The sequence below is a fragment of the Streptomyces misionensis genome (assembly GCF_007896895.1).
Classification (GTDB): domain Bacteria; phylum Actinomycetota; class Actinomycetes; order Streptomycetales; family Streptomycetaceae; genus Streptomyces; species Streptomyces misionensis_A.
The window spans coordinates 38,960-59,778 of record NZ_VOGW01000008.1 but is presented as its reverse complement, the minus strand read 5'-3'; the positions used below and the strand labels follow the sequence as shown (position 1 = coordinate 59,778).

Here is a 20,819-nt window from a genome sequence, read left to right as displayed (position 1 = left end):
CCGGGCGGTTCCCTCCCCAGAAGCACAGCGACAGCTTGCGACACCAGCTTCCTAGGAGCCCGCCCCATGTCCCAGACCACCGCCGCGGCCGGCGGCCTCACCGCTCCCGCCCCGATCGGCGCCCGCCTGGACCGCATGCCGATCACTCCCCTGCACCGCAGACTCACCGCGGTCATCGGCGTCGGCCTGTTCTTCGACACCTTCGAGAACAACCTGTCCGGCACCATCGGCAAGGTGCTCCAGACCGACTTCGGCTTCGGCACGACCTCGCTCAAACTCGTCCTGGCCTCCGCGTTCGTGGGCCAGTTCATCGGTTCCCTGACGCTCGGCCGGATCGCCGACCGGTTCGGCCGGCGCCGGGCCTTCCTGGTCAACCTGGCCATCTACTCGGCCTGTTCGCTGCTCGGCGCCTTCTCCCCGAACGCCGCCTGGCTGATCGTCACCCGGTTCCTCGCCGGGCTCGGCATCGGCGCCGAACAGGCCCTGTCCGACTGCTACCTGGCCGACGTGCTGCCCGCGAACAAGCGCGGCCGGTTCATCGCCTGGGCCTACACCCTCGCCTTCTGCGGGGTGCCCGCGGTCGGCTTCGCCGCGCTGTGGCTGGTGCCGCTGTCCCCGCTCGGGGTGGCCGGCTGGCGCTGGCTGTTCGTGCTCGGCGCGCTCGGCTCGGCCGCCGTGTGGGTGCTGCGCCGCCAGCTGATCGAGTCCCCGCGCTGGCTCGCCGCCACCGGCCGCACCGAGGAGGCCGACCGCCTGGTGGCCCGGCTGGAGGCCGAGGCGGCCGGGCGCGGGCTGCCCCTGGCACCGCCCGCCCCGCAGGCCGAGGCCCCCGTCGCCCACACCCGGCTGCGCGACATCTTCAAGCCCGGGCTGCTGCGCCGCACCCTCGTGCTGTGGGTGTTCTGCGTCCTGTCCGTGGTCGGCTACTACGGCTTCGGCACCCTCGCCCCGCAGATCGTCGCCGCCAAGGGCTACGGCGTCGTCGCGGGCCTCGGCTTCACCGCGCTGTCCTTCCTCGGCTACCCGGTCGGCTCCGCCCTCGCCCTGCCGGTCGTGGACCGCATGGAGCGCCGCACCCTGGTGGCCGTGTCCGCCGCCGCGATGGTGGCCGCGGGCCTCGGCTTCGCCTACGCGGGCTCCGCGGAACTCATCGTGCTCAGCGGGTTCGCGTACACGCTGTTCAGCAACGTCTTCTCCAGTGTCAGCCACGTCTACCTCGCCGAGCAGTACCCGACACAGATCCGGGCCACGGCCGCGGGCGCCGCCTACTCGCTGTCCAAACTCAGCGCCGGAGCACTGCCGTTCGTGCTGCTGCCGGTCCTCGACACCCACGGCCCCGGCGCCCTGTTCGCCGTCATCGCCGCCGCCATGGCCGTCCTCGCCGTCACCGTGCTGGCCCTCGGCGAGCGCACCACCGGTGTGTCCCTGAAGTGAACAACCCTTAAATCAACGAGGAGTTGAGCATGGCCTACGTCATAGGACTGCCCTGCGTCGACATCAAGGACCGCTCCTGCGTCGACGAATGCCCCGTGGACTGCATCTACGAGGGACGCCGCGCCCTGTACATCCACCCGGAGGAATGCGTGGACTGCGGCGCCTGCGAACCGGTCTGCCCGGTCGACGCCATCTACTTCCAGGACGACCTGCCCGAGGAGTGGGGCGACGACCACGCGGCCTCCAACGCCGAGTTCTTCGCCACCCTCGGATCGCCCGGCGGTGGCAGCGCCATCGGCCCGCAGGACCATGACTCCCCGCTGGTCAGCGGCCTGCCCAAGGGAGTGAAGGCATGAGCGGCATCCTCGCCGGCAAGCGCATCCTGGTGACCGGCGTCGTCACGGACGCCTCCATCGCCTTCCACGCGGCCCGGATCGCGCAGGAGGAGGGCGCCGAGGTGATCCTCACCGGATTCGGGCGGCTCTCCCTCATCGAGCGGTTCGCGCAGAAGCTGCCCAAGCCCGCCCCCGTGCTCGAACTGGACGTCACCGACCAGGACCACCTGGACACCCTCGCCGAGCGGGTCGGCGTCCACGCCGACGCCCTCGACGGCGTGGTGCACTCCATCGCCTACGGGCCCCAGGGCGCCTTCTCCTTCCTCGACGGCACCTGGGACGACGTGTCGACGGCCGTGCACGTCTCGGCGTACTCCCTCAAGTCCCTGACGACGGCCTGCCTGCCGCTGCTGAAGAAGCGCGGCGGCTCGGTCGTCGGCCTCACCTTCGACGCGGCCGTGGCCTGGCCGCACTACGACTGGATGGGCGTCGCCAAGGCCGCCCTGGAGTCCACCAGCCGCTACCTCGCCCGCGACCTCGGCGGGTTCGGCATCCGCTGCAACCTGGTCGCGGCCGGGCCGCTGCGCTCCATGGCCGCCAAGTCCATCCCCGGCTTCGGCGAGCTGGCCGACGTCTGGACCACCGACCGGGCCCCGGCCGGCTGGGACCTCACCGACCCGGACCCGGCCGCCCGCGGGGTCGTCGCCCTGCTGTCGGACTTCTTCCCGCGCACCACGGGCGAGATCGTCCACGTGGACGGCGGGGTGCACATGACCGGCGCCTGAGCGCGCGCACGGGAAGGGGGCGGAAGCCGGTCCGGCTTCCGCCCCCTTCCCGCGTGTCTCACTCGGTCGTGCCACCCGGCAGGATCCGCCGGAACCCGGTGTACGGCACCAGCGCCTGCGGCAGCACCACCGAACCGTCGTCCTGCACGCCCTGCTCCAGCAGCGCGGCCACGGTCCGCCCGATCGGCAGCGCCGAGCCGTTCAGCGTCGCGGCCGGCGTCTTGCGGCCGTCGGCCCGCTTGACCCGGATGTCCGCGCGGCGCGCCTGGAAGGTGCCGCAGTCGGAGACCGAGGAGATCTCCCGGAAGGCGTCACCACCGGGCAGCCACACCTCGATGTCGTACGTCATCCGCGCCGAGAAGCCCATGTCGCCCGCGGGCAACAGCACCGTACGGAAGGACAGTTCGAGCCTGCGCAGGCACTCCTCCGCATGCCCGACCATCAACTCCAACTGCTCCTGGGCCTGTTCCGGGGCGCAGACGCGCACCAGCTCCACCTTCTCGAACTGGTGCAGCCGCAGCACGCCCCGGGTGTCGCGCCCGTACGCCCCCGCCTCCGCGCGGAAGCAGGGGGTGCGGGCGGTGAAGGCGTACGGCAGCGCCCGCGCGTCCAGCAGCTCGCCGGCCACCAGATTGGTCAGCGGGACCTCGGCGGTCGGGATCAGGAACAGCTCCCGCTCGCCGACCTGGGTGCGGAACAGGTCCTCCTCGAACTTGGGCAGCTGACCGGTGCCGGTCATGGTGTCCCGGCCGACCAGGAACGGCACCGACTGCTCGGTGTAGCCGTGCTCCCGGGTGTGCAGGTCGAGGAAGAAGTCGGCGAGGGCGCGCTCCAGGCGGGCCCCGGCGCCGTGCGCCACGCTGAACCGGGCGCCGGACAGCTTCGCCGCGGCGGGCGCGTCCAGGATGCCGAGCGCCTCGCCGATCTCCGCGTGGTGCCGGGCCCCGGCGGCCGGACGCGGCGCGGGGCCGCCCCGCCGCACCTCCACGGCCTCCTTCTCCGAGTCGCCGTCCGGGACGGCGTCCAGCGGCAGGTTGGGTATCCCGAGCAGCAGCTCGGTCAGCTCGCCCGCGGCCGTCCGGGCGACGGCCTCCGCCCGCTGCACCTCGGCCCGCAGCGCCCGGGCCGCCTCCTTCTCGGCCTCGCTGGGCGGACCCGAACGGCGGGCCTTCGCCGTCCGGTTCAGCTCCGTGCGCAGCCGGGTCACCTCCGCGTTGGCGGCCGAGCGGGCGCCGAGCGCGCCGGAGACGGCCGCCAGGTCGAGGTCGTAACGGCGGCGGGCCAGGCGCCGGACGGCGTCCGCGCCGGCCTCGATCAGCTCATTGGGATCGTGCATGGCGGTCTCCTGACTGGGCGGGGGAGGGGGCGGGAAGCGGTCCGGCGGCGGTGTGCCGGGTGCCGAGCAGCCGGTAGCGCAGCGGATGCGCGGTGCGCAGCCGGAGCGCGTACACCAGGCCGCCGAGCGCCACCAGCGGCAGCAGCCACGGCAGCGCGGCGATCACCTCGGAGGGGGAGCCGGTGAGCATGTCGAAGTTGCCGACCACCAGCCAGACGGAGGCGGCGAGCCCGGCGAAGCCCAGCAGCGGGGCGAGGGTCTCCCGCCACCAGTGCCCCTGCCCGGCGCGCAGCCGCAGCCCGAGCACCGACAGCGCGGCCAGCGCCTGCAACGAGACGATGCCCAGAGTGCCGAGGCCCAGCATGCTGGTGGTCAGGTCGGCGTACGGGTCCAGGCCCGCGAGCGCGAATCCGGCCAGCACCAGCGCGGTCAGCACGCTCTGCGCGACGCTCGCCCGGTGCGGGGAGCGGTGCCGGGCGTGCTCGGCGGCCAGCGGGCGCGGCAGCAGCCCGTCCGCCGCGAGCACCTGGGCGTAGCGGTTGGCGGCGCTGTGCAGGGCCAGCGTCGCCGCGAACAGGCTGGTGCACAGCAGGACCTGGAGCATGGTGCTGCCCGCGGTGCCCAGGAAGTCGTCGCCGAGCCCGAAGAACAGGTCGCCCATCTGCTTGCCCGCGACCTCCCGCACCCGGTCCTGGCCGATCGCGCCCACGGCCAGCCAGCTGGTCAGCGCGTAGAAACCGGCGATCAGCGCGGCGGCCGCGTACGTGGCCCGGGGCACGCTGCGGTTCGGGTCGCGGGCCTCCTTGCCGTACAGCGCCGCCGACTCGAAGCCGATGAAGGACACGAACGCGAACATCAGCGAGACGCCGACGCCCGGGCCCATGGCCGTGTGCGGGGAGAACGAGGCGGCGGGCAGCGCGTGCGCGCCGTGCCGGACGAGGATCGCCACGTCCAGCGCCGCCAGCACCCCGATCTCGCCCAGCATCAGCAGGGCCAGCACCCGGGCGCTGAGCGCGATCTCGCGGTAGCCGAGCACCGCGGTCAGCAGCAGCCCGACCGCCGCGCACCACTCCCACGGCACGGTCAGGCCGTGGGCGGCCAGCACCAGCCGGGTGAAGTAGCCGAGCGCGCCGGCCAGTCCGATGGTCGCGCAGTTGTAGGACAGCAGGGCCAGATATCCGGCGGCGACCGCGGGCGGCCGGCCGAGCCCGTCGGCCACGGACGCGTAGAAGCCGCCGGACCCTCCGGTGCGGCGCGCGCTGACCGCGTACCCGGCCGAGAAGCACAGCAGCGTCACCCCGGCGAAGAGGAACGCGGCCGGCACCCCGGCCCCGTCGCCGAAGGCGAACGCGAGCGGGACCGTGCCGACCATGGCGGACAACGGCGCCGCCGCGGCGACGATCAGAAAGAGGATGTGCGCGGTACCGAGCCGCCCCGCTGCGGGCGGCGAGCCACTGGTGGACATGGGGACTCCAGGACATGGGGAGAAAAAGGGGACGTACGGACGACAGCCGCCCGCGGAGCAGCTCAGCGGACGGCTGTCGGAGCGCCCCGGGCGGGGGCGCGGCGCGTTACGCCGGTGCGATGGCCAACGCGGTGTTCTGCCCGCCGAAACCCAGCGAATTGCTCAGCGCCAGGTCGACCGGCATCTCGATGAGGGACTGGGCCAACTTGATCTCCATCCGGGGGTCCGGCATCACCAGGTTGGCCGTGGGCGGGATGACTTCGTGCTCCACGCTGAGCACGGCGAACGCGGCCTCCACCGCTCCCGCCGCGCCGAGCAGGTGTCCGGTGACCCCCTTGGTGGACGTCACCACCGGATCCCCGCGCAGGGTCCGCTGGATCATCCGGGCCTCGGACAGATCGTTGAGCGGTGTCGACGTGCCGTGCGCGTTCACGTGCTGCACGTCGTCCGGATCGGCCCCCGCGTCGGCGAGCGCCGCGCGGACCGCCGCCTCGATGCCGGCGCCGTCGGGATGCGGCGACGTCATGTGGTGGGCGTCGGCCGTCGCGCCGTACCCGATGATCCGCCCGTGGATGTGCGCACCACGGGCACGCGCGTCCGCGACACGCTCCATCACCAGGATTCCGGCGCCCTCGCCGGCCACGAACCCGTCCCGGTCGGCGTCGAACGGGCGGGACGCGGACGCCGGATCGTCGTGCCGCTTCGACAGCGCGCCCATCTGGGCGAACCCGGCCATGACCAGAGGGGTGATCATGGCCTCGCTGCCCCCCGCGAGCACGATGTCGCAGCGGCCGAGGGCCAGCAGGTCCCGGGCGGTGCCGATGGCCGTCGCGCCGGACGCGCACGCGGTGGCCACCACCAGGTTGGGTCCGGTCGCCCCGAACTCGATGGCCGTCTGACCGGCCAGCATGTTCGGCAGCTGCATCGGCAGCAGCAGCGGCGACACCCGGCCCGCGCCCTGCTCGCGCAGTACATGGTGCTGTTCCTCGACCGTGCCCGGACCGCCGTCGGCGCACCCGAGGACCACGCCCACCCGCGCGCCGTCCCAGGTCTGCGGGTCCAGGCCCGCGTCGGCCACCGCCTCGTGCGCGGCGACCAGCGCGAACTGCACGAACCTGTCGAGGCGGTGGGCCCGCCGCGCGCTGAGCAGGGTCTCGGGGTCGAAGCCGGGCACCCGGCAGGAGATCTGTACGGGGTTGTCGGCCAGCACCGGATCGAGGGCCGCGGCCGGCCTGCCGTCGCAGACCGCCGCCCAGCTCGGCCCGACCCCGATCCCGCCGGGGGTGACCAGACCGAGCCCGGTGACGGCGATGTCCATCCCGGCCATCAGACCTTCGCGCTCCGCTCCTCCATGAGCCGGACCATGTCGGCCACGGTCTCGGCCTCCAGGAGGTCGTCGTCGCTGACGTCCAGGTCCAGCTCGGACTTCAGCAGCAGCGACAGCTCCACCACGGCCAGCGAATCCAGCTCGATGTCCTCCCGGGTGGCGTCGGGGGTGATGGCCTCGGGCGACACCTTGAGCTTGTTGGACAGGATTTCCTTGAGCTGCTCCAGCATGACGGTTCCTTTCGAAGGGCTTTGCTGACGGTCGGTCAGATGATCTGCAGCTCGGGCCAGACGACGGTGGCCGCGCCCCAGGACAGCCCGCCGCCGAACGCGGTGAGCAGCACCCGGTGGCCGGCGGTGAGCCGTCCCTCGGCGGTGGCCTCGGCGAGCAGCAGCGGGATCGAGGCGGCACCGGTGTTGCCGACCCGCTCGATGTTGCTGAGCTGCCGCTCCTCGGGGATGCCGAGCCGGTCCGAGACGGCCTCCAGGATCCGGGCGTTGGCCTGGTGGGCCACGAACCGGTCGACGTCGTCCAGACGCCAGCCGGCCCGCTCGGCGGCCTCGGTGGACGTGCTGGTCATGCGCTCCACCGCGTGCCGGTAGGTGTCCCGGCCGAGCATCTGGAAGTAGTGGTCCTCCGGTGCGGCCGGGCGGCCCGACGAGCGTTGCCGGGAGCCGCCCGCCGGTACCTCGATCAGATGGCTCAGTTCGCCGTCGCTGCCGAGCACCAGCGGCCCGATCGCGCCGGGCTCGTCCGGCGAGCCGGCCCGCAGCACCACCGCGCCCGCGCCGTCCGCGAAGATCACCGCGGTGGTGCGGTCCTCCGGGTTGATGATCGTGGTGAAGGCGTCGGCGGCGATCAGCAGCACGCTGTCGGCGACCTGGGCCGCGATCAGCCCGGCGGCGGACGCGAGGCCGTACAGGAACCCGGAGCAGACGGCCGCCACGTCGAAGGCGGGCACCTGTCCGAGCCCCAGCCGCGCGGCCACCTGCGGCGCGGTCGCCGGACACGGCTGGTCCGGGGTGGTGGTGGCCAGCACCACCGCCCCCACCTGTTCGTCGCCCGCCGACTTCAGGGCCCTCAGGCCCGCCTCCACCGCCAGGTCGCCGGTGGAGGTGCCGGGGGAGACCACGTACCGTCCGGCGATGCCGGTACGGCTGCGGATCCAGGCGTCGGAGGTGTCCAGGCGCCGCGACAGGTCGTCGTTGGTGACGAGGTTGGGCGGGACGTACGATCCGATCCCGGTGACGACAGCGGCCCGCCCGGTGCTCATGCGCCGGCCTCCGAGGAGAGGACCTCGACGGGCAGGCCCATGTACTTCATGCGGACCTCGGCCATCTCGTCGGTCCACCGCTCGGCCATGTCGTAGCGCTGCTCGGCGGTGGTGTCGAGGAGCCGGACACCGGGCCACACCTCGTAGTCGCCGATCAGGTCGGCGTGCGCGAACATGCCTTCCTGGAACAGCTCCTCGCGGTGGATGACGAACTCCCGGTCCGGGATCTCGTCCCACAGCTTCACGCCCGAGCGCAGGATCTCCAGCAGCCGCGGGGTGTACTCCGGGTGCCGGATCACGTGGTCGCGCAGGATGGTGCTGGCGACGGTGAGGTGGCGGATCTCGTCGATGGCGGTGCCCCGGGAGATCTCGCCGGTCGCCGGGGACAGCGGGGTCCACTTGCGCTCGCTCAGCTCGGCGGCGGGGGCGAGGACGCCCTCGATGATGATGGCGAACACGCCGACGCCGCCGGCGAAGTCGGCCTTGTCGCGGACGATGTCCAGGGTGAAGTCCACCACCGGGTCCAGGACGCGCTTGCGGTAGTCCTGGGACATCTCCTCGATCTCCCGCAGCAGGGCGCTCTGCGGGATGCCGAGGTCCACCAGGTGCTGGCGGAAGACGCGGGCGTGCCGCGCCTCGTCGATCAGCTGGGTGGCGTAGAACTCCATCTCGGGGATGCCGGGCGCGATGGTCACGTAGTGGCCGAGCAGCCGGGTGGCCAGTTCCTCGGAGAGGGCCCGGAAGCCGAACTCCAGGATCAGCGCGTCGCGCAGCGGGCCGGGGGCCTTCAGGAAGTCGGGGGTGAGGGCGTTCACGTGGTGGCCGGTGGCACCCCGGTCGCGCAGGGTGCCCTGGGCGACGGAGGTGAACCAGTAGGCGAGGTCGCACTCCTCGGGGCCGAGGGTGAGCTCCTTCGCGCCGTCCAGCAGACCGGGTGCCTTCTCCCAGTCCGCCTCGGGGGCAACGGGTGCGGTCATGATGCGGCGGTCTCCTTCGCCGGACGCAGGGAACCGGCGTACAGCCCGCCGGTGTAGCTGAACAGCGGCAGGCCCTCGTCCGCGGTGGCCCGGACGACATGGCCGAGCAGCAGCTCGCTGTCGCCCGCGGCGTGCGCGGAGTGGAACCGGCAGACGTAGTGGGCGAGCGCGCCCGCGATCAGCGGGGCCTGGGCGTACCGGTCGGTGGTCCAGGCCAGGCCCGCGAAGGCCGCGCTGCCGTCGGGCCGGGAGCTGTCCGCGAACCGCCGTGCCACGTCGGCCTGTTCACCGCCGAGCACATTGATCGCGAACCGGCCCTCACGGGCGGCGAGCCGGGCGAAGGACGAGCCCGCCCGCAGCACCACCCCGACCAGCAGGGGCGAGCGCGACACCAGGGTGACGGTGCTCGCGGTGGTGCCGTGCATCCGTTCCTCGGGGCCCGTGGTCAGCACGGACACCGGGGAGGCCAGGTGGTACAGGGCGCGCCGGCGCTCGGCCGGGTCCTGACGCACCGCCCGGCGCACCGGGGTCGCGGCGGTGGTCATCGTGCGGCCTCCGTCTCGCGTACGACGGGACGCGCGGGGATGTGGCCGACCGGCGCGGGGTCCGCCTCGTGCCCGACCGGCTTGGGGTGGGGCAGGCCCAGGTCGTCCAGGAGGCGCAGATAGCCCGCCTGGCGCACCGGTTCGAAGGGCAGCGCGAAGGACTTCATGAAGTTGCCGAACAGGCCGCGGTCGCCGAAGAGGTGGAACGGCAGCACCAGCAGCGCCCACTCCGGCTTGACCAGCCAGCACCACAGCGCGGCCACGACGCCCTGCGTGATGAGGCTGTGCATGACGTTGTACAGGACGTAGTACGCCTTGTGGATCGGCCGTCCGCCGCTCTTGCGGAAGGCGATGGCGCCGGGGATGTAGCCGATCAGGTCGATGTAGAGGAACAGTCCGAGCGCCGGCAGCCAGCGGATGTCGCCGAAGTGGTAGACGATCATGCCCGTGGTGACGGCGAGGCCCACCAGGTACTCGGCGCGGTGCAGCGAGTAGGTGCGTGGGGTCTCGAAGGGGTTCGCCTGGTCCATGGTCAGCTCCTTCGGCCGGCGTTACGCGCCGACCGTCGCCGGCGTGTTCAGTTCGATGCCGCCCTGGACGCGCACGGCCGGGTACAGGCCGGTCAGGGCCCAGGCGACCGTCTCCTTGATGACCCGCTCGGCGATCGGGTCGAGGATGCCCTCCAGGCTCGGGATGCCGAAGTCGAAGTCGGCGTCGAAGCGGACGGTGACGTCCGCGCCGTTCTGCCGGACCGACCAGACACCGGTGAAGGAGTCGAAGTCGCCGTCGGACTGCTCGAAGCGGATCTCGCCCGCCTCCGGCAGCACCGTGTCGTCCTCGGTCCAGCGCAGCAGTCCGCTGCGGAAGTGCAGTTCCCAGCTGGAGGAGGCCTTGGGGTCGGGGTAGGAGGCGTGCACGGTGGTGGCGTTCACGTGCGGCGCCAGGTCCGGGTACTTCTCCCAGCGCCGTACGGCGTGCAGGACCTCCTCGGCCTGCTCCGCGGGTATGTGGGCTTCGAGTTCGACGTGCCGCACGATCAGTTACCGCCTTCCGGCATTGTGGCCGCGCCCTTGATCAGGTCACGGGTGGCCAGGTCGAAGGAGTTGACGAGGAAGTCGACGTCGGTGTCGTTCAGCACGGCGGGCGGGGTGAACCGCACCACCGAACTGCCGTTCATGGAGTGGTTGGCGACCACGCCGTGGTTGAACAGCTCGATCAGCAGCTCGCCGGCGAGGCCCGCCTCGACCAGCTCCACGCCGATGAGCAGTCCCTGCCCGCGGACGTCCACCACCAGCTCGGGGATGTTGCGGTGGGCCACCTCCGCGATCCGCGGCAGCAGCCGGGCGCCGAGGTCCATGGCCTTGGTGACCAGGCGCTCCTCCTTGACGGCCCGCACCGCGCCCTGCACCGCGGCCATCAGCACCGGCTGCCCGGAGAAGGTGGCGGTGTGGACGTAGGGGTCCTTGTCGAAGGGGCGGAACGCCTTGCGGGTGGCGACGGCCGCGGACACCGGCATCACGCCGCCGCCGAGCGCCTTGCCGGCCAGCAGCACGTCCGGTACGACGCCCTCGATGTCGGCGCCCCACCACTCGCCGAGCCGCCCGAACCCGGACTGCACCTCGTCCAGGATGAGGAAGCCCTCGTACTCGCGGACCAGTTCCTCGACCCGCTTGAGGTAGCCCTTCGGTGGGATGACGACCCCGCCCTCGCCCTGGACCGGCTCCAGGATCACGCAGACCTCGCCCGGGTGGGCCTTCAGCTCGGCCTCCAGGGCGTCGGCGTCGCCGAACGGCAGGTGCTGGAAGTCGGGCACGAGCGGGCGGAACGGCGCCTGGTAGACGTCCTTGGCGGTGGCCGACAGGGCGCCCAGCGTCTTGCCGTGGTAGCCGCCGCGCATCGAGATGGTGCGCTTGAAGCCGCCGGCGCGGGCCAGCTTCAGGCCGGTCTCCACCGCCTCGGCGCCGGAGAGCGCGAAGTGCACCCGGTCGAGTCCGGCCGGCAGCACGGAGACCAGCGCCTCGGCGGCGCGGGCCACGGTCGGCTCCAGCAGGATGCGGGTCGCGGTGGGGTGGGTGCGCAGCTGGCGCTCCACCTCCTCCATGACGATCGGGTGGCGCGCGCCCATGATGAACACGCCGTAGCCGCCCGCGTTCAGGAACCGCTCGCCGTCGCTGGTGGTGAGCCAGGCGCCCTCGGACGCCACCTCCATGTGGCTGCCGAACAGCTCGGCGAGGGTGGCCCGACCCTTGCTGAGGTGGGCCCGGTACAGGTTGAGGATCTCCGCCTCGTCGTCGACGGCGGTCGCCGTCGGGGAGTCCTGGATGACGGTCACGTGTCTCTCCAAAGATCGGGGTTCGGGGCCGGGACCGGACGCCGCTCAGGCGAGGACCAGCGGCCCCCCGTCGAAGTACGTCAGCAGCGGCTCGGACGCGGCGATCCGGGACGGCGGGTGGAAGGCCAGCGCCCGCGTCGCCGCGGCGGCCTGCGCGGGCGCGGAGTTCGTGATGAACTCCAGTCCGCCCAGCAGCTCCAGCGCCCGGCCCACGATGTCCGGCAGCGCGTTCTGCACGGCGTACCGGGCGACCAGCACCCGCGCCACCGACTCCTCGTCGCCCGGCTCGGGTCCGGTGCCGCGGGCCACGCCCTCCAGGAGGGCGAGGGCCGCCTCCATGTCCACGGCCAGCGCGGCCCGTTCCGCCGCTCCGCCCCGCTTGCGCTCCAGCACCTGCTCGACCAGCGCGGCGGCGGCGCCCGCGTACCCGGCGGAGATCAGCATCTCGAACCAGACGAACCCGGCGGACTGGAGGTCGTCCAGGCGCGTGGGGTCGTCCGCGCCGGCCCGCACCACCATCTCGCTCGGCACGAACACGTCCTCCAGGCGGACCTCTTCGCTCTCGGCGCCGGCCAGCAGGTCGTTGCCCCAGAACTCGTGCACGCTCAGACCCGGCGCGTTCGCCGGGACCAGGGCCAGCGCCAGCTCGGGCTCGCCGCCGTCGTCGCCGTGGATCGCGGTGGACGCGGTCAGCAGGCTCATCGAACGGGACAGGCTGCACGGCTTCTTGGAGCCGGACAGCAGGAAGCCGCCCTCGACCGGGCGCGCGGTGACGGCCGGCTTGAGGATGTTCTGCGCGGTACGGCCCTCCGACCAGCCGGAGGCCAGCACCTGCTGGTCGGGCACGATCTGGTGCAGCAGCTTGGTCTGCGCGGGGGTGAGCCGGCCCGACTTGACCGCGAGCGAGTACAGCATGGCGGCGGTGAAGTGGTGCATGGAGACGGCCGCGACCAGCGAGGGCGACAGGGCGCCGAGGGCCAGCTGCACGCGCAGCGCCTCCAGCGGGGCCGCACCGTGGCCGCCGTAGGCCTCGGGTATCAGCAGACCCACCCCGCCGTGGATGCGGAACAGGTCGATCACCGGGCTGCCGGCCTTCTCGCGCTCGTCGTAGGGGATTTGCTCCAGTTCCTTGAGCAGTCCGGGGTGGAACCGCTCGCACACGGTCCGGGCGACATCGAGGGAACGCACGGGGAAACCTCCGAGGACTGGGTGGGGTCAGGCGCCGAAGACCGCGTCGTACGGGCTCACGTCGCGGGCGATGCTGACGCCCTGGACGTGGGAGGTCTTGAGCATCGGGTAGTTGGCCTCGCCGAACGCGCCGCCGGTGCGGCCGGTGCCGCCGTGGCTCGGCAGGTAGGGCAGGAAGCCGATGTGCGAGTCGTTGACCTTCAGCAGCCCGCCGTTGACCGTGCGGCGCACGAAGGTCTCGACCACGTGGTCGGAGCGGGACCACAGGGAGTTGCGCAGCCCGTAGTCGTTGCTGTTGACGAACTGGAGGAACGATTCGAGCAGTGCGTCGTCGTTGTCCTTCTCGGCGACCACGATCGGGATCAGCGGGAAGAAGGTCTCCTCGCGGACCACGTCGTACGTCCGTGCCCGGTCCAGGCCGTCCACCCGCACCACCGTCGGCTGGAGGAACACCCCGGTCTCCGAGACCGTGCCGTCCACCTCGGTGCGATTGCCGCCGGTGACCAGCTCGGCACCGTTGTCCAGGGCCTGGCGCAGCAGCCGGAAGAACCGCTCGCTGCGCCGCACCGGCGACAGCAGCACGTCCTCCTCCTCGGGCAGGCCCGGCTTGATCCCCTTGACCTGCTCCTTCACCTCGGCGATCAGCCGCTCGGCGACATCGGGGTGCACCAGCACGTAGTTGGGCACCATGCAGATCTGCCCGGAGCCGTAGAACGCCTCCGTGATGGCCTCGGCCGCCCACTTCACGTCGGCGTCCTTCCAGACAACGATGCCGTCGTTGCCGGCCAGTTCGAGGATCGGCTTCTTGCCGTGCGCCACGCAGCTCTGCTCGAAGCGCAGGCCCTCCTGGCTGCCGCCGATGTAGAAGATGTCGTTGATCAGCGGGTCCGCGATCCAGCGGTCCATGGTCTGCTTCGGGTTGGAGCAGACCGCGTTGAGGACGCCGGCCGGGGCGTCCATCTCCTCCAGCAGCGGGGCGACGATGTCCCGCAGCAGCCACATGGTGGACAGCGCGATGCTGCGCGGGGCGCGCACGACCACGGCGTTGCCCGCCATCAGCGCCAGCACGCACAGCGCGGCGCTCGGCAGCGGGGCGTTCTGCGGCGGGTTGAAGGCGACCACACCGTCCGGCTGGCGGTGCAGGATCAGCCGGCGGCCGTTGTACTCCTTCTCCACCCGCATCTGCTTGGCGTACCAGCGCAGGGAGCCCGGAGCGTAGATCTGGAGCAGGCAGCTCAGCTCCCAGCGGGCGAGCTTGACCGGGTGCGACTCGGCGACGAGCATCTCCAGGAACTCGTCCTCGTGCTTGATCAGTTCCTCGCGGAACCGGGTGCCGAGCCGCATGCGCCGCTCCATCGGCACCGCCGCCCAGTCGGGGGCGGCCGCGGCGGCGGCCTGGGTGGCCAGGTCGATGGCGGCGTCGTCCGCGATCGCGCAACGCCCGACGACGTAGGGGTGCTGGGCCGCCTCGGACTCCGGGTCCTGTTCGAGGGCACGCTTCAGGCTCACGCTGGTGAACACGTCTTCCAGCAGCGAACGCCCGCTGACGGTGTAAACCCAGCCGTCCCCGGCGACGTCCTTGCCCGCGATGTAGAGGTCGTAACTCTTCAATCCGGAAGGTGCCTCAGCACTCTCCTCCTGCGCGGCTTCGCGAAGCATCTTCAGCCTTTCGGATATGGCGTGTGGATTTCTTGAAGCAATGCGAGCGTGACAGCGGAATCTGACCCGGCGCTGACACCCGACTGATCCAGCCAACCGGCCCCCCGCGCGCTGTCAGTGGGGTGTCAGCCGGCGCTGATTGCATGAGGCGCATGTCACCCGTCGACAGCATCAACCAGCGGTTGCGCGAGCTGCCGCGCAGTGAACTGAGCGAGGAAATCGAGACAATCGTCCTGGAGAAATTCAAGGCTGTTCTCCTCATGGACGAGTCCGAGGACCTCCCTCTCGACGTCAGCTACTTCGATCTCGGGCTCACCTCGCTGCGCCTGACCGAGATCCGCCAGAGCCTGGAACAGCTCCTGGATCTGTCGATCAACGTCAGCGTGCTCTTCAACGAGCCGACCATCGCCCATCTCGTGGACCACCTGACCCAGGCCATCCAGGAAGCTTGAGGAGTCGCTCCATGCCGCGTACGGAATCAGAGCAGGCGCCCGAGCCGGTCGCGATCGTCGGAATCGGTCTGCGGTTCCCCGGCGGCAGCGGCTCGCCCGACGAGTTCGACGCGTTCTTGCGCGAGGGCCGCAGCGGGATCGGACCGATCCCCACCGACCGCTGGGACGTCGAGGCCTTCACCCCCGAGGGACCCGACGACAAGGGCAAGATCCGCGCCTCGGCCGGCGGATTCCTCGACCGCATCGACCTGTTCGACGCGGGCTTCTTCAACATCTCGCCCAAGGAAGCCCGTTACATGGACCCCCAGCAGCGGCTGCTGCTGGAGACCGCCTGGCAGGCCCTGGAGCACGCGGGCATCGACCCGGCGCCGCTGCGCCGCGGCAACGGCGGGGTGTACATCGGCGCCAGCTCCATCGACTACGCGCTGGAGCTGGACTCGCTGCCGTACGAGGAACTGGACGGCCACCTGGCCTCCGGCATCACCATGTTCCCGCTGTCCGGCCGGCTCTCCTACTTCCTGGGCTGGCGCGGCCCGAGCATGAGCGTCGACACCGCCTGCTCCTCCTCGCTGGTCGCCCTGCACCTGGCCGTGCAGGCGCTGCGCGGCGGCGAGACCGACATCGCGCTGTGCGGCGGTGTCAACGCCCTGCACCACCCGCGCATCCCGGTGATGTTCTCCAACGCCCAGATGCTGTCCCCGGACGGCCAGTGCAAGACCTTCGACGAGGCCGCCGACGGCTACGCCCGCGCCGAGGGCTGCGGCATCGTCGTCCTCAAGCGGCTCTCCGACGCCGAGCGCGACGGCGACCGCGTCCTCGCCCTCGTGCGCGGCACCGCCGTCGGCCAGGACGGTGACAGCGCCGGGCTCACCGTGCCCAACGGGCCCGCCCAGGAGAAGGTCATCCGCAGCGCGCTGGCCGCCGCCCACCTCGCGCCCGAGGACATCCAGTACGTCGAGGCGCACGGCACCGGCACCCCGCTCGGCGACCCCATCGAGTTCGGCGCCATCGGCGACGTCTTCGTGGACTCGCACACCAAGGACCGCCCGGTGGTGGTCGGTTCGGTGAAGACCAACCTCGGTCACATGGAGCCCGCCTCCGGCATCGTCGGCGTCATCAAGACGGTGCTCCAGCTGCGTTCGGGCACCATCTACCCGCACATCAACCTCAACACCCCCTCCGGTCGCATCCCCTGGGACCTGTACCCGCTGCGGGTGCCGACCGAGTGCGAGCCCTGGGAGGCCGAGGTCCGGCGCGGCGTCGTCAACAGCTTCGGGTTCGCGGGCACCATCGGCGCCGTGGTGCTGGAGCAGGCACCGGAGCGCGCGCCGCGGGAAACCGAACAGCCGGGCGCCGCCCCGGTGTTCACCCTCTCCGCGAAGAACGCCGGCGCGCTGCGCGAACTGGCTGCCGGATACCGCCGGTTGCTGGACGAGCGGCCCGAGGTGTCGCTGGCCGCGCTCTGCCACAGCGCCAACACCACCCGCGCCCACCATCCCTACCGGATCGCCGCCCCCGTCGCCGACCGCGCCGCGCTCGCCAAGCTGCTCGACAAGGCCGCCGAGCAGGAGCACGAGGGCCCGACCGGCATCCGCAAGACGGCCTTCATGTTCACCGGCCAGGGCTCCCAGTACGCCGGCATGGGCGCCGCCCTCTACGCGGCCTTCCCCGTCTTCCGCGCCCAGGTCGACGCCTGCGACGAGCTGTTCGCCGAGCACCTCGGCCGCTCCGTGCGCGAGCTGCTGCTCGGCACCGCCGCCGACCCCGAGGCCATCGACCGCACCGAGTACACCCAGCCCGCCCTGTTCACCCTGGAGTACGCCCTCGCCCAGCAGTGGATGGCCTGGGGCGCCCGGCCCAACGTGCTCATCGGGCACAGCATCGGCGAGGTGGCCGCCGCCGCCGTGGCCGGGCTGTTCAGCCTCCCCGACGCGGTCCGGCTGGTCGCCGCCCGCGCCCGGCTGATGCAGGCCGTCACCGCCGAGGGCGGCATGGCCGCCGTCAGCGCGCCGCTGGAGGACGTCGCCCCGCTCCTGGAGGGCCACGACGACCTGGCCGTGGCCGGCGTCAACGCCCCCGACCAGACGGTCGTCTCCGGCGGCAGCGCGGCCCTGGACGAGGTCACCGCCGTCCTCGCCGAGCGGGGCGTGCGCGTCGAACGCCTCAAGGTCTCCCACGCCTTCCACTCCCCGCTGATGGCCGAGGTCTACGACGACTTCCGCGCCGCCCTCGACGGCATCGTCTTCCACGAGCCGAAGATCAGCCTCATCTCCAACGTCACCGGCCGGCTGGCCCGCTTCCGCGAGATCGGCAACCCCGACTACTGGGTGCGGCACATCGGCGAGCCCGTGCGCTTCCTCGACGGCATCCGGGCCGTCGCCAAGCGCGGCCGGCACGCCCTGATCGAGGTCGGCCCGCAGGCCGGGCTCACCGCGCTCGCCCGCCGCTCGGTCACCGTCGAGGACCACCTGTGGCTGGCCAGCCTGCGCCGCCGCGACACCACCACCGGCACCACCCTGACCGCCCTCGCCGAGTACTACGCGGCCGGGCTCACCGTCGCCTGGGACGGCTACCACGCCGGGCACCCGGCGCCCGCCCGGGTGGACCTGCCCACCTACGCCTTCCAGCGCAAGCGCTACTGGCTGCCCTCCGTCACCCCGCGCCGCACCGCCGCGAACGGCACCGCGCGCCACCCGCTGCTCGGCACCGAGGAGCGGTTCGCCAGCGGGGTGCGGGAGTTCACCGCCGAGTTCACCGCCGAGGAGCTGGGCGCGCTCGCCGACCTCGCCGCCGACGACCGCACCGTGCTGCCCGCCGGCGCCTACGTCGACCTGCTGCTCGCCGTGCAGGACGCGGTCCAGGGCCACGCCCGCAACGCGGTGCGCGACCTGAAGCTGCTGGCCCCGCTGGAGCTGCCCGCCGAGACGGTCACCGCCCTCACCACCCGCTGGCGGCCCCGCCCCGGCGGCGGCGCCGAGGTCGAGGTCTGCACGGTGGTCGGCGGCGAGGAGAACCTGCACGCCACCGCCACGGTCGCCGCCGAACCCGAACCCCTCGTGCCCGTCTCCGAGCTGGCCGAGCTGGACGCGACCCTCGCCCCGGCCGCCCAGCACATCGACGACGAGGACATCTACACCGACCTCGCCTCCGTCGGCCGCCCCCAGGGCCCCCGCATGCGGCTGCTGCTGCGCGCCGCCCGGCACGGCGACGGCCTGGTCACCGGCGAACTGTCCGGCCGCGACGCCACCGCCGTCGAGCACGTCCCGGCCGAACTGCTGGAGGCCGCCGGCCACGCGCTGGTCGTCCTCGACCCCGAGGGCCCGGTGTTCGTGCCCCGCGAGATCGCCTCCGTGCGGCACTTCCGCAAGCCGCGCGGCGAACAGCTGCGCGTCCTCGCCCGGGTCCGCGGCGACCAGGACCGGCGCTTGGCCGACGTGCTGCTGCTGGAGAACGGCGACCCCGTCGCCGAACTCCTCGGGGTGCGCATGGCCCGCCCCGAGGGCCGCGACGGCCGCCGCCAGTTCCTGCACCGCCCCGAATGGGTGCGCCGCGCCCTGCCCGCCCGGGGCGGCGCCCCCGCCCGGCACGTGGTGCTGCTCGACCCCTCGGCCGCGCGCGCCGCGGAACTGGCCGCGGAACCCGGCCTCAAGGTCACCTGGCTGCCCGATCTCACCGACCTCAAGGCCGCCCTGGAGGACCCCACCGTCACCGACGTCTGCCGGGTGTGGCACGGCCGCCCCGAGCCGATGTCCGCCGACCGGCTGCGCGCCGAGTGCGAGGACAACTACCGCGAACTGCTCGCTCTCGTCGGCGCGCTGGAGTCCGCGAACCGGCCGCCGCGGCTGTGGCTGGTCACCGAGGGCGCCCAGTGGCTGCCCGGCGACCCGGCCGGCGACGGCGGCCACCTCGGCGCCGCCACCCTGTGGGGCTTCGGCCGGGTGCTGCTCACCGAGTACCCGCAGTACCGGGCCACCCTGGTGGACCTCGCCCCGGGCAGCGGCCTCGCCCCGCTGGCCGAGGAGTGGCGGGCCGAACCGGCCGGCGAGTACCAGGTCGCCCACCGGCCCGGCCGCCGCTACGTGCGCCGGCTGCTCGCCGGTGACGCCAGCCTCACCTGGACCGGGGGCTTCGAACTGCGCGCCCCCGACTCCGGCGACCTGTCCGACCTGGTGCTCGCCCCGGTCGCCGACCGGGCCCCGGGCGCCGACGAGGTCCAGGTCCGGGTGGCCGCCGTCGGCCTGACCGCCGAGGACGCCCGCACCGCCCTGGACACCGGGCGCGCCGAACGCGCCGAGGAGACCGGGGAGGAGGAACCGCCGCCGCTGCTCGGCCAGTTGGCCCGCGGCACCGTCCTCGCCGCCGCCGACGGCACCGGCTTCGCGCCCGGCGACGAGGTCCTGGTCCGGCACGACGGCACCTTCCGCGCCACGCTCACCGTGCCCGCGGTCGCCGTGGTCCCCGCCCCCGGCGACGGCGACACCGCCGTACGCTTCCGGCTGGACGAGACCGGCGAGGCCCTGCGCACCGCCCTGGCCGACCCGACCGGACCCGCCTGGGTGACCCTGCCCGAGGACCTCCAGGAGCGGCCCGAACCGGCCGACGAGGGCCCCGGCGCACTGCGCGCCGACCGCACCTACCTGGTCACCGGCGGTCTCGGCGGCCTCGGTCTGGTCACCGCCCGCAAGCTGGCCGCGCTCGGCGCCCGCCACCTCACCCTGGTCAGCCGCAGCGGCAAGGCCACCGAGGAGGCCGCCTCGCTGCTCGGCGAGCTCGCGGCCGACGCCGAGATCGACGTCGTACGCGCCGACGTCTCCCGGCCGGAGGACGTACGGCGCCTCGTCCGGCACCTGGCGGCGGGGCCGCACCCGGTCGGCGGGATCGTGCACGCCGCCGGTTCCTACGACAAGAAGCTGATCTCCGAGCTGACCTGGGAGTCGATCGACGCCCAGCTCGCGGCGAAGGCGTACGGCGGCTGGCTGCTGCACGAGGCCGCCGAGAGCTCCTTCCCCGAGCTGGAGTTCTTCGTCACCTACTCCTCCATCGCCTCCGTCCTCGGCGGCGCCACCCAGGGCCACTACGCCGCGGCCAGCGCCGGTCTCGACGCGCTCGCCGAGTGGCGGGGCCGGCGCGGGGTGCCGGGCCTGTCGGTCAACTGGGGCGCCTGGGCCCGGGTCGGCATGTCGGCCCGGCTGGAGGAGCACCTCAGCCAGGAGATCGAACGCAGCGGCGTCCGCTTCTTCTCCCCGACCCGCGCCCTGGACACCCTCGCCCGGCTCTGGGACCGGCCCCGCACCCAGCGGATCGTCGGCGAGTTCGACTGGGACCGCTACGTCTCCGGCAGCGTCACCGGCGACCTGTTCTTCGACCGGCTCGCCCGCCACGGCGCGGGCGACGACGGCACCGGACCGGACCTCGCCGCCCTCACCGCACTGCCCGAGGCCGAACGGCTCGCCAGGGTCACCGCCGTGGTGAGCGAGAAGGTCGGCGCCGTCCTGCACCTGGAGGACGGCGACGAACTGGACGTGAACAGCGAGTTCGTCTCGCTGGGCCTGGACTCCCTGATGGCCCAGCAGGTCAAGGCCGCGCTGGAGCAGGCGTTCCGGCTGCCCCTGCCGGCCTCCCTCACCCACGACCACCCCACGGTGCGCGCGCTCGCGCACTTCGTCGACGGGCAGCTCGCCCCCGCGCCGGCGGCATGACAGTCAGACAGG

Annotated in this window: 17 protein-coding genes; 5 read left to right on the top strand and 12 right to left on the bottom strand. The window is 72.8% G+C overall.

Features of this window, described 5'->3' with window-relative positions:
- Positions 1-66: 66 nt before the first annotated feature.
- From FRZ03_RS01715 to fabI, 3 genes are read left to right on the top strand one after another with little or no spacing between them, the layout of a single operon-like run.
- Positions 67-1,434, top strand: coding sequence for an MFS transporter (locus FRZ03_RS01715; protein WP_146463316.1), 1,368 nt, complete (start codon positions 67-69; stop codon positions 1,432-1,434).
- A gap of 29 nt (positions 1,435-1,463) precedes the next feature.
- Positions 1,464-1,790 (top strand): ferredoxin, encoded by a 327-nt coding sequence (gene fdxA / locus FRZ03_RS01710; RefSeq protein ID WP_146463315.1) that lies wholly within the window; start codon positions 1,464-1,466, stop codon positions 1,788-1,790.
- Positions 1,787-2,554: an enoyl-ACP reductase FabI gene (fabI, locus tag FRZ03_RS01705; protein WP_146463314.1), complete on the top strand. Its 768-nt coding sequence runs from the start codon at positions 1,787-1,789 to the stop codon at positions 2,552-2,554. Before fdxA ends, fabI begins: the two co-directional genes overlap by 4 nt.
- A 58-nt stretch (positions 2,555-2,612) precedes the next feature.
- Here the strand turns inward: fabI and serS are convergent, their stop codons facing one another.
- From serS to FRZ03_RS01645, 12 genes are all read right to left on the bottom strand, one after another.
- Entirely contained in the window at positions 2,613-3,890 is a 1,278-nt protein-coding gene (gene serS, locus FRZ03_RS01700) for a serine--tRNA ligase (RefSeq protein WP_146463313.1), read from the bottom strand.
- On the bottom strand, positions 3,874-5,355 hold the full coding sequence (locus FRZ03_RS01695) for an APC family permease (protein WP_146463312.1): 1,482 nt from the start codon (positions 5,353-5,355) through the stop codon (positions 3,874-3,876). Before FRZ03_RS01695 ends, serS begins: the two co-directional genes overlap by 17 nt.
- A gap of 106 nt (positions 5,356-5,461) precedes the next feature.
- On the bottom strand, positions 5,462-6,682 hold the full coding sequence (locus tag FRZ03_RS01690) for a beta-ketoacyl-[acyl-carrier-protein] synthase family protein (RefSeq protein WP_146463311.1): 1,221 nt from the start codon (positions 6,680-6,682) through the stop codon (positions 5,462-5,464).
- A complete protein-coding gene (locus FRZ03_RS01685; RefSeq protein ID WP_031089523.1) occupies positions 6,682-6,912 on the bottom strand; it encodes a phosphopantetheine-binding protein in 231 nt (76 codons plus the stop codon). The genes FRZ03_RS01690 and FRZ03_RS01685 overlap by 1 nt, the downstream gene beginning before the upstream one ends.
- A gap of 35 nt (positions 6,913-6,947) precedes the next feature.
- Positions 6,948-7,955 (bottom strand): beta-ketoacyl-ACP synthase III, encoded by a 1,008-nt coding sequence (locus FRZ03_RS01680; protein ID WP_146463310.1) that lies wholly within the window; start codon positions 7,953-7,955, stop codon positions 6,948-6,950.
- Positions 7,952-8,932: a ferritin family protein gene (locus FRZ03_RS01675; RefSeq protein ID WP_146463309.1), complete on the bottom strand. Its 981-nt coding sequence runs from the start codon at positions 8,930-8,932 to the stop codon at positions 7,952-7,954. The genes FRZ03_RS01680 and FRZ03_RS01675 overlap by 4 nt, the downstream gene beginning before the upstream one ends.
- Entirely contained in the window at positions 8,929-9,477 is a 549-nt protein-coding gene (locus FRZ03_RS01670; protein ID WP_070025432.1) for a flavin reductase family protein, read from the bottom strand. The genes FRZ03_RS01675 and FRZ03_RS01670 overlap by 4 nt, the downstream gene beginning before the upstream one ends.
- Positions 9,474-10,007, bottom strand: a complete 534-nt coding sequence (locus FRZ03_RS01665) for a hypothetical protein (protein WP_146463308.1) — start codon at positions 10,005-10,007, stop codon at positions 9,474-9,476. The genes FRZ03_RS01670 and FRZ03_RS01665 overlap by 4 nt, the downstream gene beginning before the upstream one ends.
- A 21-nt stretch (positions 10,008-10,028) precedes the next feature.
- Positions 10,029-10,511, bottom strand: coding sequence for a type II toxin-antitoxin system RatA family toxin (locus FRZ03_RS01660; protein ID WP_146463307.1), 483 nt, complete (start codon positions 10,509-10,511; stop codon positions 10,029-10,031).
- 2 nt (positions 10,512-10,513) lie between these two features.
- Positions 10,514-11,809 carry an aspartate aminotransferase family protein gene (locus tag FRZ03_RS01655; RefSeq protein ID WP_146463306.1) on the bottom strand — a complete coding sequence of 432 codons (1,296 nt, stop codon included), beginning with the start codon at positions 11,807-11,809 and terminating at the stop codon, positions 10,514-10,516.
- A 45-nt stretch (positions 11,810-11,854) separates the two neighbouring features.
- Entirely contained in the window at positions 11,855-12,997 is a 1,143-nt protein-coding gene (locus FRZ03_RS01650; RefSeq protein ID WP_146463305.1) for an acyl-CoA dehydrogenase family protein, read from the bottom strand.
- A 27-nt stretch (positions 12,998-13,024) separates the two neighbouring features.
- Positions 13,025-14,656, bottom strand: a complete 1,632-nt coding sequence (locus FRZ03_RS01645; protein WP_146463304.1) for an aldehyde dehydrogenase family protein — start codon at positions 14,654-14,656, stop codon at positions 13,025-13,027.
- 143 nt (positions 14,657-14,799) lie between these two features.
- Between FRZ03_RS01645 and FRZ03_RS01640 the strand changes: the two genes are divergently transcribed.
- The gene (locus FRZ03_RS01640; protein ID WP_261398461.1) at positions 14,800-15,108 is read left to right on the top strand and encodes an acyl carrier protein; all 309 of its coding nucleotides are present in this window, start codon (positions 14,800-14,802) and stop codon (positions 15,106-15,108) included.
- Between the two features lie 11 nt (positions 15,109-15,119).
- Complete coding sequence (locus tag FRZ03_RS01635; protein WP_146463303.1) at positions 15,120-20,807, top strand: type I polyketide synthase; 5,688 nt, start codon at positions 15,120-15,122, stop codon at positions 20,805-20,807.
- Positions 20,808-20,819: the final 12 nt, after the last annotated feature.

Coding starts and splice junctions, on each gene's coding strand:
- FRZ03_RS01715 (WP_146463316.1), top strand. CDS start 67: ATGTCCCAGACCACCGCCGCGGCCGGCGGCCTCACCGCTCCCGCCCCG.
- fdxA (WP_146463315.1), top strand. CDS start 1,464: ATGGCCTACGTCATAGGACTGCCCTGCGTCGACATCAAGGACCGCTCC.
- fabI (WP_146463314.1), top strand. CDS start 1,787: ATGAGCGGCATCCTCGCCGGCAAGCGCATCCTGGTGACCGGCGTCGTC.
- serS (WP_146463313.1), bottom strand. CDS start 3,890: ATGCACGATCCCAATGAGCTGATCGAGGCCGGCGCGGACGCCGTCCGG.
- FRZ03_RS01695 (WP_146463312.1), bottom strand. CDS start 5,355: ATGTCCACCAGTGGCTCGCCGCCCGCAGCGGGGCGGCTCGGTACCGCG.
- FRZ03_RS01690 (WP_146463311.1), bottom strand. CDS start 6,682: ATGGCCGGGATGGACATCGCCGTCACCGGGCTCGGTCTGGTCACCCCC.
- FRZ03_RS01685 (WP_031089523.1), bottom strand. CDS start 6,912: ATGCTGGAGCAGCTCAAGGAAATCCTGTCCAACAAGCTCAAGGTGTCG.
- FRZ03_RS01680 (WP_146463310.1), bottom strand. CDS start 7,955: ATGAGCACCGGGCGGGCCGCTGTCGTCACCGGGATCGGATCGTACGTC.
- FRZ03_RS01675 (WP_146463309.1), bottom strand. CDS start 8,932: ATGACCGCACCCGTTGCCCCCGAGGCGGACTGGGAGAAGGCACCCGGT.
- FRZ03_RS01670 (WP_070025432.1), bottom strand. CDS start 9,477: ATGACCACCGCCGCGACCCCGGTGCGCCGGGCGGTGCGTCAGGACCCG.
- FRZ03_RS01665 (WP_146463308.1), bottom strand. CDS start 10,007: ATGGACCAGGCGAACCCCTTCGAGACCCCACGCACCTACTCGCTGCAC.
- FRZ03_RS01645 (WP_146463304.1), bottom strand. CDS start 14,656: ATGCTTCGCGAAGCCGCGCAGGAGGAGAGTGCTGAGGCACCTTCCGGA.
- FRZ03_RS01640 (WP_261398461.1), top strand. CDS start 14,800: ATGAGGCGCATGTCACCCGTCGACAGCATCAACCAGCGGTTGCGCGAG.
- FRZ03_RS01635 (WP_146463303.1), top strand. CDS start 15,120: ATGCCGCGTACGGAATCAGAGCAGGCGCCCGAGCCGGTCGCGATCGTC.